10 protein-coding genes are annotated in these 12,721 nt (G+C 40.7%); 7 read left to right on the top strand and 3 right to left on the bottom strand.

Annotation, left to right across the window (positions count from 1 at the left end; genetic code table 11):
* The first annotated feature begins 26 nt into the window (after positions 1-26).
* Both ABT310_RS11890 and ABT310_RS11885 read left to right on the top strand, forming a co-directional pair.
* On the top strand, positions 27-1,730 hold the full coding sequence (locus tag ABT310_RS11890; RefSeq protein ID WP_375324102.1) for a transcriptional regulator: 1,704 nt from the start codon (positions 27-29) through the stop codon (positions 1,728-1,730).
* Positions 1,731-1,918: 188 nt separating this feature from the next.
* The gene (locus tag ABT310_RS11885; RefSeq protein WP_375324101.1) at positions 1,919-2,482 is read left to right on the top strand and encodes a hypothetical protein; all 564 of its coding nucleotides are present in this window, start codon (positions 1,919-1,921) and stop codon (positions 2,480-2,482) included.
* An 82-nt stretch (positions 2,483-2,564) separates the two neighbouring features.
* Here ABT310_RS11885 and uxuA read toward each other — a convergent pair whose 3' ends face one another.
* Together uxuA and ABT310_RS11875 are read right to left on the bottom strand one after the other, a co-directional pair.
* The gene (uxuA, locus tag ABT310_RS11880) at positions 2,565-3,740 is read right to left on the bottom strand and encodes a mannonate dehydratase (protein ID WP_375326184.1); all 1,176 of its coding nucleotides are present in this window, start codon (positions 3,738-3,740) and stop codon (positions 2,565-2,567) included.
* A 26-nt stretch (positions 3,741-3,766) separates the two neighbouring features.
* Positions 3,767-4,507, bottom strand: a complete 741-nt coding sequence (locus tag ABT310_RS11875) for an SDR family NAD(P)-dependent oxidoreductase (RefSeq protein ID WP_375324100.1) — start codon at positions 4,505-4,507, stop codon at positions 3,767-3,769.
* Between the two features lie 951 nt (positions 4,508-5,458).
* On the opposite strand from ABT310_RS11875, the gene uxaC reads away from it, so the two are divergent.
* The 5 genes from uxaC (at position 5,459) to ABT310_RS11850 (ending at position 11,339) form a co-directional block, all read left to right on the top strand.
* Positions 5,459-6,889: a glucuronate isomerase gene (uxaC, locus tag ABT310_RS11870; protein ID WP_375324099.1), complete on the top strand. Its 1,431-nt coding sequence runs from the start codon at positions 5,459-5,461 to the stop codon at positions 6,887-6,889.
* A 40-nt stretch (positions 6,890-6,929) separates the two neighbouring features.
* Positions 6,930-7,601, top strand: coding sequence for a bifunctional 4-hydroxy-2-oxoglutarate aldolase/2-dehydro-3-deoxy-phosphogluconate aldolase (locus tag ABT310_RS11865; RefSeq protein ID WP_375324098.1), 672 nt, complete (start codon positions 6,930-6,932; stop codon positions 7,599-7,601).
* A 578-nt stretch (positions 7,602-8,179) separates the two neighbouring features.
* The gene (locus tag ABT310_RS11860; RefSeq protein ID WP_375324097.1) at positions 8,180-9,664 is read left to right on the top strand and encodes a xylulokinase; all 1,485 of its coding nucleotides are present in this window, start codon (positions 8,180-8,182) and stop codon (positions 9,662-9,664) included.
* A 10-nt stretch (positions 9,665-9,674) separates the two neighbouring features.
* Positions 9,675-11,000, top strand: coding sequence for a xylose isomerase (gene xylA, locus ABT310_RS11855; RefSeq protein WP_375324096.1), 1,326 nt, complete (start codon positions 9,675-9,677; stop codon positions 10,998-11,000).
* A 120-nt stretch (positions 11,001-11,120) separates the two neighbouring features.
* Complete coding sequence (locus ABT310_RS11850) at positions 11,121-11,339, top strand: hypothetical protein (protein WP_375324095.1); 219 nt, start codon at positions 11,121-11,123, stop codon at positions 11,337-11,339.
* A 119-nt stretch (positions 11,340-11,458) separates the two neighbouring features.
* On the opposite strand, the gene ABT310_RS11845 is transcribed toward ABT310_RS11850, so the two are convergent.
* A complete protein-coding gene (locus tag ABT310_RS11845; protein ID WP_375324094.1) occupies positions 11,459-12,496 on the bottom strand; it encodes a PfkB family carbohydrate kinase in 1,038 nt (345 codons plus the stop codon).
* Positions 12,497-12,721 lie beyond the last annotated feature (225 nt).

Raw genomic sequence — 12,721 nt, 5'->3', positions numbered from 1 at the left:
TTGTGTTTTGTTTGACCTCCTTTTCGATGTGGTCTCAAAACCTATCACTCAGCAGTGAGGAGGCCTTTGAACAGTTTCAGCACATAAGCGATTCGATATCCATTGATTTTCCGGAGGATGATATTAAAACCTACAGACGCTCATCTTTTTCTGAATCCCAATTACAAAATTACTTGTCGCTCCATTATAAACGATTAGATCTTTTAAAGTTTATAAAAGGGCATCATAGTTTTGTTTTAGACAGTTATTTACATTCTGGCAATTGGTTTATGGAAGTTGGGTTTCCGAAGGAATCCATTAAATCCTATCTTGATTTTTTTCAACATTACCAAGCACATGAAAACGATCTCACCGAAAAGGAGCGTGAAGTTTACGTTGAAATGTTAACCTATGCTCGCAGCATACTTGCCCAAAGTTATGCCGAACTAAATGCATTGGACAGTGCTGCCGTTCACCATAAAAAGAATTTAGAATACACCGAGTCACTCGATTACATTTATTACCCTTCGGCCCTTAATAATTATGGCCTGTTTTTTTATTGGCACAAGAAAGATTTGGATTCTGCCATGTATAATTTTCAGAAAGCCTATCAAATTACGGAAGCAACATATCCCAATCATACATTGATTGGTAGTATTCGCGACAATATTGCAGATATTCATACCGAACGAGGAGATTACCTTAAAGCCGAACCTTTGTACGCCACAAATTTTGAGTTTTATAAAAATGCCATCAATGAAAAAACCCATGCCAAAGATATTCCACGTTTGATCAGTGCAGGAGCCCAACTCACCACTACAAATGCACATTTAAAACGTTTGGACGAAGCCCAGCGCATTTTTAACGAACTTGAAGCTATTGTAGCCTTTCAGGAGACCAACAATAGTTTGGAATCCAATTCCAAACTAGAATTTTTAAAGGCCAAGGAGTTTTTGTTGAAACAACAAAATAAGATTTCTGAAGCTTATGCCACATCACAACGGATTAGGGATTATGCGGATAGCCTTCAAATAATTTCAAAAATTGCGGACAACAAATGGCAGGCCGAGCTCAACGATATTATTATAGACAGGATTGGGATTAACTTCAAAATAGACCGTATTCAAAAAGAAAACATGATACGCGCTCAGCGCACCAAACTTTGGTTTTCAGGGATTTTATCGTCCGTTATCATCATATTGTTGATTGTACTTTACTTAAATCGTCGTCAACACTTGGTGAATGCCAAAAACAAACAATTATTGGCCGAGCAAAAACTGGAAAATAGCGCATTAAAAGTGGAACAGCTCAATTCTGAAATTAAATCAAAGGAACGTGATCTTTCCGATTTTGCCCTTAAATTAACCCAAGACCAAGATTGGGCAAAGGCATTGGCCGATCAATTAAATGCCATCAAGCAGGCTAGCACCGAAGAACGTGAAGCTTTAATAGATGAGCTGGACCACACGATAACCAATAAAATCAGTGTTGATACCGACACACAAGAGTTTTTTGAACGCTTGGACAAACTAAGCAATACCTTCTACAGCAAGCTTACCCGAAGCTATCCCAATTTGAGCAAAAATGAGATACGCCTTTGCTCCTTAATTCGCCTAAAACTTGAGAGTCGAAGCATTGCCACACTTCAAAACATCACCTTGGCCTCATTAAACACAAGTCGATATCGACTGAGAAAAAAGTTGAACCTTTCCGAAAACACCGATTTAGACTTCTTTATTCAAAATTTATAGCAACCCTTTGATTTTGTGGTTTTTAGACTAAACGTCACTGTTTTGTCTATTAATTGTCTATGCCCTGTCGATAGGTAGTCTATGCTAGTTTTATGGTCGAACAATAGTTATCTAATACTTTAGAAGTGCCCTACTTTACTTAGTTCCTCCAATCAAAAAGATTCAATTAAATCAAAAACCTCTCTACAATGAAAAATCTAATTATTGTCTTTTTTATTTCAGGAATGGCCAACCTCTCCTTTGGACAGGAAAGTTTGGCGATGATCACTAAGTCGGACCTTAATACCCGTACCTCTAAGTCCACTAAAGTTCAGAATACCCAATACTTAAATGCCAGGAAGTATGTAGCTCCCACTCTAGCCACGAGTATCAAGCGATTACAAAATGTTGCTGCCAATTACGATATTACCGAAGATCGTGTGTATAGCAGTACCAACAAAAAAATCACTTATACCGTAGTTTTTGAGTCCAATGCCAATTATATAAAGGCCATTTACAACTACGATGGCACAATTCTAGAGTCAGAGGAGTTTTATGAGGATGTAAGGATTCCATACAGCCTTGGGAGCGAAATTGCCAAAGCCTATCCCGGTTGGTCTTTTAACAACAGTGATTGCATTGTTGAATATGTCCAAAATGAAGCCACACGGTATACCTACAGTTTTGTTTTGAAAAATGGGACCAAATCAAAAAGGGTAAAGCGTACGTTACTCAGTCCATTAAACATTGTCGGACTATCCGCAGGAAACTAATAAATACTTTAAAAAATTTGCGGGAATTGTTCAGCAATGGGCAATCATTGTCAGTGAGTGGGAAGGTATTGCTGCAGAAGCATTAATTGGCTGTTGTATTCTGCTTTAGTTTGTGGGCAATCCCCAACTCCAACCCCCTTAATTCTGCTAGCCCCTTAAGTCTTCCAATTAACGAGTAGCCGGGGTACTTCTCTTTGGCTTCAAACGAATGAAGAAACCCATGGTCGGGCCTCATGGGCAGTGCTGTATTATTCTTGTTCATGAGCAACAATAGCTTTTCAACGATTTCTTCCATGGGATTGTCGCCATTAAGGTGTTCCGATTCCCTAAATCGTTTGCCATCTTCTCTTTTCACATTTCGCAAATGCAAAAAATGAATACGATCACCATGTTGATCTATAATCCGAACCAAATCATTTTTTGGCCTAGCACCCAAGGAACCTGTACAATAACAAAGTCCATTAGATCCAATAGGAACAGCTGATAGAATGTTTTCGATATCTTTTTCTGTAGATACCACACGAGGAAGTCCCAATACCGAAAAAGGCGGGTCATCGGGGTGTATGGCCAATTTGACACCTAGTTCTTCAGCAACCGGGGCAACTTCGGTAAGAAAGTGAACCAGATTCTTTCGTAAGGTATCATCATCGATTCCCTCGTACGCCTTCAGCAATTCCAGTATCTTTTCAGGTGTGAAACTTTCGTCACTACCCGGTAATCCCAATAATATATTTTGAAAGAGTTTTTTCTTTTCAACCTCATTTAATGCCTCCCCATATGCTTTGGCCTCATCCCATTGTTCTTTAGAGTAATCGCTTTCAGCACCCGGCCTTTGGAGTAAAAACACATCAAAAAATATAAAAGCGACCTCATCGAACAATAGGGCTTTTGTTCCATCCACATTGGTGTAGCCTTGATCTGTACGCACCCAGTCCAAAATGGGCATGAAGTTATACGCAACCACTTTTACACCACATTGGGCGAGGTTTTCCAAGCTCTTTTTATAGTTTAAGATGTATTCCTTGTATTCGCCTCCTTTTCGTTTAATGTCTTCATGAACGGGCAAACTTTCTACCACGCTCCATTCCATGCCTTCGGCTCGAATGATTTGTTGCCGTTCTTCAATATCCCGTACCTCCCAAACTTCACCTACGGGAATTTGATGTAAGGCGGTAACTATTCCGGTTACACCACATTGTCTAATGTCCCGAAGGGATACCCCATCGTGTGGACCATACCAACGCATGGCCTGTTGCATCTTGATCATACTTTCTTCTTGAATATTCAAAATCCAATACTGTTTCCACCATCAACGGGGAGTACAGTTCCGGTAACAAATTTGGCCTCATCCGAACACATAAAAAATACGGCATCTGCAATATCTTCTGGCAAGCCCATTTTGCCCATCGGTGTTCTTGAAAACACCTTTTCCTTTCGCGCAGGATCAGAGTCAAGTGCTTTAGCGGTCATTTTGGTTTTTATAAAACCTGGAGCTATACAATTGGCTCTTATATTGTATTGGGCCAAGTCTACGGCCATTGCCCTGGTCAAACCTTCTATGGCAGTTTTACTGGAAGAATAGGCCACAACTTTTGGCAATCCATATTGAGCGGCCATGGAACTGATATTAACAATACTTCCCCCTCCGGTTTCCTTCATTTTTTTGACTACTTCCCTGCTGATGGCAAAAACACTGAAAAGGTTGGTGTGCACTATGTTCTCGAACTCAGCGTCGGTCACCTCGATGAACTCTTTCTTCATGTTAATACCCGCGTTGTTCACCAGGATATCAATATGTCCCTCCCTATCAAAAATGTCTTGGATGATTCTAGGGATTTCTTTCAATTTGGTCAAGTCAAAAATCAAGGGAATGGCATTGTCCCCCATTTCTGCACAAGCATTTTCCGTGCGTTCCTTGGTACGACCAATAACATAGGTTGTAATACCATTATCACAGAATTTCTTTGCTGTTGCGTATCCCAAACCAGAGTTTCCCCCGGTTACTATGGCTATTTTTTTATCCATTAAAGTGTGTGTTGGTAAATTTTAATCCCATTGCGGCCGAATACCAGGCGCAAATGGAAATTTCAAAGATTTATAATATTCCGATGTATTATTCAAGGTCTACATTTCTTTTGAATATTCATATTTGAAAAGTCCAAAAAAGCGTACCGTCAAGGCTCCAAGTTACTGAACTTTTTCTCAATTTCTGGAGCATGCCGAAACTATGCACCACTAGACGTTTTCTCACAACCAACCCCTACATCCTTTTTTACAGATTTGCGATAGGGTATTGGATTCCGTTCAGGCCTCAAAAGAATTAAGCGATATGTTCCCCGCCAGGATCAGTGACCTCTTTTAAATTTAAGGTGCAAACCCAAAGGATTCAAATAGTTCTCCGCAGTTAACCAAATTCTGACTTGATTATTGATGACCGTTTTGTTGAAGAACCATTTAAAGGCGCCCAAGGGGTATCACAACCATTCCTCTGCCATGTCTTTGGCATCTATGAAAAGATTTTTAGTCCAGTGTTCCAACCCTTACAAATCGAAATGACCAAAAAAAAATGTCGTGTACAATGGATATCAGTTCCAATGCTTGGAAATTCACGGCAACTTTCGATTGGTTCGCCAATAAATCTATTGTGCTTTTTAAAATAAGTAAAAAAATATAGTTTGACAAAACGTTTGGCGCTATCAATTGCTACAATAAAAATTATCATGAAATTTGGAATCTTTTTGGAGAAAAAAAGATGGAACCTTAGCAAATATCCTAAAAGGATATCCAAAAAAATTAATCCAATTACATCTAAAAATAGTACCTTCATTTTAAAATCCTGTGTTTTACAATTTGCAACAATAGCGTCGAATAGGATGTAAAACCTGCAAAGATTGAGGTATCTAAAGATGATTGGAGCATTGACATCGGACTCACAAACCATCATCTGGAGCTAGTGCCATACTTAGAAACTAACACATGAAAAAATTCATCCACGATGATTTCTTGCTTGAAACAGATTATGCTAAGGAATTATATCATAATTACGCAAAAAATCAACCCATAATAGATTACCATTGCCATCTTCCCCCTAACGAAATTGCGGCGAACAAAAACTTTACGAATCTGACCCAAATTTGGATAGAGGGCGATCATTACAAATGGAGGGCCATGCGGGCCTTGGGGATTGAGGAAAGGTATATTACCGGGGATGCCTCCGATGAAGAGAAGTTTTTTAAATGGGCAGAAACCGTACCCTACTCGCTCAGGAACCCTTTGTACCATTGGACCCATATGGAATTGACCCGGTATTTTGGAGTCGATAAAATTTTATCTCCAAAGACTGCCAAAGACATCTATGAAACCTGCAATGAAATGTTAAACTACCCTGATTTTTCAACACAAAACTTGCTTTCCAGAATGAATGTGGAAGTGGTCTGTACCACGGACGACCCCTTGGATGAACTTTCAGACCATGCCCAATTTGGTGAATCAAACTGTGCTGTTAAAGTCTTGCCTACTTTTAGGCCCGATGGATTGATCAATATTGAAAAAGCTGACCATACGGGTTACCTATCACGATTGTCCAAAGCCACAGACGTTTCCATCACCGACTTTGAGTCGTTGAAGGAAGCTATTCGAAATAGGGTCGATTTTTTCCATAGCCATGGGTGCAGACTTTCAGATCATGGATTATCCCATGCGTTTAACGAAGCATACTCTATTAAACAGGTCAATGAAATCCTTAAACTTCGGATGGAAGGCAATTCTTTGAGCAAGAAAGAAGAAGCACAGTACAAGACTGCCATAATGCATGTTTTGGGTGGCCTTTATGCAGAAAAGAATTGGGTGATGCAACTGCATTTAGGGCCCATACGGGACAATAACCAAGCTGTATTGACCAAAATCGGTGTAAATGCAGGGGTGGACAGCATTGGTGACTATCAGCAAGCGGAGCAATTGGCGGGTTTCTTAAACCATTTGAACAACAGCGATAATCTTCCCAAAACCATTCTTTATAATTCCAATCCTTCAGATAATGAGGTTTTTGCCACCATGGCAGGTAATTTTACTGGTGAGGGAATCAAAAGTAAAGTGCAATTTGGTGCCGCTTGGTGGTTCTTGGATCAAAAAGATGGGATTGAAGATCAATTGAATATACTTTCCAACATGGGATTACTCAGTTGTTCGGTGGGAATGCTTACAGATAGTAGAAGCTTTTTGTCCTTTCCAAGGCACGAATATTACAGAAGGGTATTGTGCAACATGCTGGGCAACGACCTTAAGGCCGGATTGCTTCCTATTGACATGGAATGGATAGGACAAATAGTAAAGGATATAACTTACAACAACGCTAAGGCATTTTTTCAATTCCCAAGTGTACTTAAAAATTCTAGCGTAACATCATAAGGGCGTATGAATTGCCCAATAACTAACAAACATATTGCACATGAAAAAACATACTCGTCTCGAGGTTTTTAAGAAGATGGCGGATACTGGATTTGTCCCCTTATTCTTTAATTCCGACCCCAAATTGGTACAACAAGTAGTTAAAGCGTGTTACGAGGGGGGCGCAAGATTATTTGAATTTACCCACAGGGGAGAAAATGCCGAACAGGTGTTTTCTGAACTAGTTGCTTTTTGCAAAACAGAATGCCCCGATATGATATTGGGTGTAGGCTCCATTACCGATGCTGCTACGGCCTCAAACTTTATTAATATGGGCGCTTCCTTTGTGGTTACACCTGTATTTCGTGAAGACATTGCCATAGTGTGTAATCGTAAAAAGATATTCTGGTCACCCGGCTGTGGTTCCCTTACCGAAATTACAAGGGCCGAAGAACTTGGTTGCGAATTGGTTAAGCTTTTTCCAGCAGAAGTATATGGACCAAAATTTATCAAGGCCGTTCGTGGTCCACAGCCATGGACCAACATTATGCCCACGGGCGGGGTGGATACTTCAAGAGAGAACCTGACCAGTTGGTTTGAAGCAGGAGCCACCTGCGTGGGCATGGGCTCCAAATTAATAGACAAGCAAGCTTTGGCGCAGGGCAACTTTAAATTGATTACGCAGAAGGTAAAAGAAGTCCTTACCACTATCCAAGAGATTAAATCGGCATAAAAACCAGGTTCCGCTTCTCTTTAGACTTTTGCTCCTTGCTTACAATTATTTTAATTCCGAATACTGTGATTTTGGAGAGTTCCAAATCATAAGTATTACCCCCAAGACCCAAAATTCTTTTTGCGAGAATAGCCCCATTTCGATTGCAGGGTGAGATACCTTAGGGAGCGATAATTACTCAATAGATACAATGGAGTCATTGTTACATCCAATAACAGCTAATTGTTGGGAACGCCCACACCCATTTATTTGATGGCCTTATTGCCCTGTTCAATTAAGTGTTTAGTGGCGGCATGACTTGGGAAATAGTCCTCATTAAAAAAAATATGTGATTTAAACTATTAAGGTAATTACCAGAAAAAAACGTCATCAACCTAGAATTGAAGATGACCGATGTAATTTTTACTTTTCCTTTCTGAAATCGATTTTTTGAATTCTACCAGGTCTCGCTTAACCAAAATCCTGCACTTTTTTAAAAGTGTATTTATAACAAAATAAAATCAAAAAGTAATTAACCCAATCGATTCCGATAACTATATTTGAAAAAAGGTATAAAAAAATTACGTAACACTAAGTCAATGTACTGGATAGGTTTCGATATTGGTAGTTCCTCAATCAAAGCAGCTTTGGTAGCAGCAGATAATGGCAAGGTAAAAGATATTGTACAAGAACCCAAAAAAGAAATGCCTATCGACTCCATCAACATAGGTTGGGGAGAACAAAATCCTGAACTTTGGTGGAAATATGCCTGCTTGGCCACCCAACAGCTCATTTCAAAAAACTCCATTGATAAGAATAGCATAAAAGGTATAGGTATTTCCTATCAAATGCACGGTTTAGTGGTGGTTGACCAATCATTAGAGGTGCTCCGGCCCTCCATCATTTGGTGCGATAGCCGAGCAGTGGAGATCGGGGAACAATTATTTCAAAAATCTGGGAAAGGAAAATGTGTGGAGCATGTACTGAACTCTCCCGGAAACTTCACACTTTCCAAGTTAAAATGGGTCAAGGACAACGAACCCCAACTTTACGATAAGATATACAAATTTATGTTGCCCGGTGATTTTCTGGCCATGAAACTTACAGGTTCTTGTGTCACCACTCCATCTGGTCTGTCTGAGGGAATCATGTGGGACTTTAAAGAAAATAAAGTGGCGAACTGGTTATTGGAAGATGCAGGAATAGACCCTTCGCTGGTTTCTGAAATACGTCCTTCTTTTTCCGAGCAAGGTTTTGTAAGTAAAGAGGGTGCTGAAGCGTCAGGTCTGCCAGAAGGTATTCCAGTAATGTATCGTGCCGGGGACCAACCCAACAATGCGTTGGCACTAAATGTTATGGAACCAGGTCAAATTGCAGCAACTGGGGGGACTTCTGGGGTGGTCTATGCCATTTCTGGACAAAAAAAGACACAGGAGCATACAAGAATCAACAGTTTTGCGCATGTGAACCATACCGATAACGAGACCAGAATCGGTAAGTTATTGTGCATCAATGGAACAGGAATCCAGTACAATTGGGTACGTTCTGAAATAAGCAATGGGCTTAGTTATAACACTATGAACGAACAGGCCGAATCTGTACCCATCGGTTCAGAGGGACTTCAAATTTTGCCCTTCGGAAATGGTGCGGAACGCATGCTAAACAACATAAACAAGGGGGCGCGCATGTTGAACATCAATTTTAATGTACACAAGGCACCCCACATCTACAGAGCAGCCTTGGAAGGCATAGCTTTTTCATTTGTGTATGGCATGGAAATCCTAAAAAATGATGGGGTCGACATTACGTCCATAAAAGCGGGGAACGATAATTTATTTAGAGCTGGCATCTTTTCCAAAACCATTGCAACACTATCCAATAGTCAAATTGATATTGTGGAAACCACCGGTGCCGTAGGTGCGGCCAGGGCAGCAGCATGTGCTTTTGGGGATTTCAAAAATATTGGAGAGGCAACAGCTTCCGATAAAATTGAACAAACCTACCAACCAGATACCTCTGCAGAAGCCTATGAAGAAGCCTACGAATCGTGGAAAAATAATTTAAAAGAATATATAGACAACTGAATTTAATATTATGATTACAACAGGAGACAAGGAGTATTTTAAAGGTATTGGCAAAATTTCCTTTGAAGGAAAAGAATCGGACAATCCGTTCGCCTTTAAATATTATGATGAAAATAAAGTAGTGGCCGGCAAAACTATGAAAGACCATTTCAAGTTTGCCATTGCCTATTGGCATACTTTTAATGATGCTGGAAGTGATCCTTTTGGAGCTCCCACCAAGGATTTTCCATGGTTTGCAAGCACAGACCCCATCCAACAGGCAAAAGACAAAATGGATGCTGCATTCGAATTTATCACCAAGATTGGTGCACCTTATTATTGCTTCCATGATGTTGACCTGATTGATGAAGGTGGCTCCTTGGCCGAATCAGAAAAAAGATTGGACATCATAACCGATTATGCCAAGGAAAAAATGGCAGCATCTGGAGTAAAATTGTTGTGGGGAACCGCTAATTGCTTTAGCAACCCAAGATACATGAACGGTGCAGCCACCAATCCAGATTTTGATGTGGTTGCCTATGCAGGTGCCCAAGTAAAAAATGCATTGGACGCTACCATTAAACTTGGCGGAGAAAACTATGTGTTCTGGGGAGGACGTGAAGGGTATATGTCTTTGTTGAATACAGATATGGGGCGTGAATTGGACCATATGGCGAGATTCCTTCATATGGCGAAAGACTATGCACGCGCACAAGGTTTTAAAGGAACCTTCTTTATTGAACCAAAACCCATGGAGCCCACCAAGCACCAATACGATTTTGATGCGGCCACAGTTCTAGGGTTTTTAAACAAATACGGTCTACAGGACGACTTTAAACTTAACCTTGAGGTAAACCATGCCACTTTGGCGCAGCACACCTTTGAGCATGAGCTCCAAGTGGCAGCAGACAACGGACTTTTAGGAAGCATTGATGCCAACCGTGGGGATTACCAAAACGGATGGGATACCGACCAGTTCCCAGTAGATGTTTACGAACTTACCCAATCCATGCTGATTATTCTTGAAGCTGGTGGCTTTCAGGGAGGTGGCGTAAACTTTGATGCCAAGGTTCGAAGAAATTCAACGGATTTGGAAGATGTTTTCCATGCCCATATTGGTGGTATGGATGCGTTTGCCCGTGCCTTGTTGGCCGCTGACAACATTCTTTCCAATTCCAAATACAAGGAAATGCGCAAGGGACGGTATGCCTCATTTGATGGAGGAACCGGTAAAGCATTTGAAGATGGACAGCTTAGTTTGGAAGACCTTTACAAACACGCTTCGGCCAACCAAGACATCAAAAAGCGCAGCGGTCAACAAGAGCTGTTCGAGAACATTATCAACCAATATATTTAAGCACTTCAATAACCGATCAAACTTTATTATTGGATCAGTTTAAGAAAGGCCTTATTGGATTGTCTTGGGTATCTGCTTCTTGGCTTTATGTTCCAATTTGCTATGGTAAACTTTGCGCACATGGCCATTTGTATGTTTGTTTTTTACATGGCGCACTGTAATACGGCTACTTTGGCCACCAATCCGCCAGATTATGCAACGATAAAAGGTTGGTCTTTTGGCACCTTATCACCAGAGGACCGAATAAACGCTAAGGACAGTTGCAGCACTATCGAGGTTGTGCCTTACATGATTTTGGTGGTAATGGCCATTGGTGCCCTATCCGTCTTTACCGGGTAAAACGTACAGAAAGCTTATAAATAAAGCCCCGAAATACGGGGCTTTTCTTTTTATGTTCTATTTGTATTGTTATGAAATAAAATCACACAATCGATTGCGCAACCAAGAAAATAAAAAAATTATCTCGCTACTCTTCCCGACGCATCTCCCTCCATTAGCTTTTCTACCTCGGCAATCGTGGCCAAATTGGCATCACCGTAAATGGTATGTTTCAAACAGGATGCTGCTACTGCAAATTCCAATGCCTTTTGATCATCTTCATAGGTGTTCAACCCATAGATCAGACCTCCCATAAAACTATCACCTCCACCTACTCTATCGACAATATGTGTGATTTGATAGGTGGGCGACTTGTACATCTTTTTTCCATCGTACATAACCCCTGCCCAGGTATTGTGGGAGGCACTGATGGAACCTCTTAGGGTTGTGATCACCTTTTTGGCTCTTGGAAATTTTTCCATCATTTGTTTGCAAACGGATAAAAAAGCTTCGGCTGTAACATCCTTGCCATCTTTGTGTACATCCAATCCTTTAGGGTGAATCCCAAAGTGCTTATGGGCATCCTCCTCATTCCCAAGAATCACATCACAATAGGACACCAAGGGCGTCATGATCGTCTCTGGTTCCACACCATATTTCCAAAGTTTAGCACGATAGTTCAAGTCGGTTGAAATGGTAAGTCCCATTTCACTGGCCACTTTTACCGCTTCTAAACTAACATCCGCAGCTCCTTGTGAAATTGCCGGGGTAATTCCAGTCCAATGGAACCAATGCGCATCTTTAAAAACTGATTTCCAATCTATCATTCCGGGTTCAATCTCTGCCATTGCGGAATGCGCTCGATCATAGACTACCTTGCTTCCGCGACTAACTGCTCCTGTTTCCAAAAAATAAATCCCCAATCTATCACCTCCAAAAACAATGTGATCAGTTCCCACATTTCGTTTTCTCATTTCCATCAAGGCACATTCCCCTATATCATTTTTGGGCAAGCGTGTTACAAACTCTACAGGAAGACCATAATTGGCCAAGGAAACGGCCACATTGGACTCACCCCCACCATAAACTACATTAAACTCGGAAGCTTGGGAAAACCTCAGGTTTTCTTTAGGTGCCAATCGCAGCATAATCTCTCCAAATGTTACTATTTTCTTCATTTTAGCTGATTTGTAAAACATCGTTTACTACAAGAAGCAAACTACTATATTCTTGGCAAATAGCGTGATGATTATGGAAGTAATTTTTAACAAAAAGGCATGGGAAAATCTTAAAACAAACCTCCTTCTTATCCTAGTCGTCAGATAGCACATTTTGCAGTTTGGAGTAGGTTTGTCGGGTTTAAAAGAAGACCGGAAACACCAGTGACTACAAGCGCTAAAAAG

It is taken from the genome of Flagellimonas cixiensis (assembly GCF_042134615.1).
GTDB lineage: Bacteria > Bacteroidota > Bacteroidia > Flavobacteriales > Flavobacteriaceae > Flagellimonas > Flagellimonas cixiensis.
The sequence above is the reverse complement of the archived record's forward strand: the minus strand, read 5'-3'. Positions and strand labels throughout refer to the sequence as shown.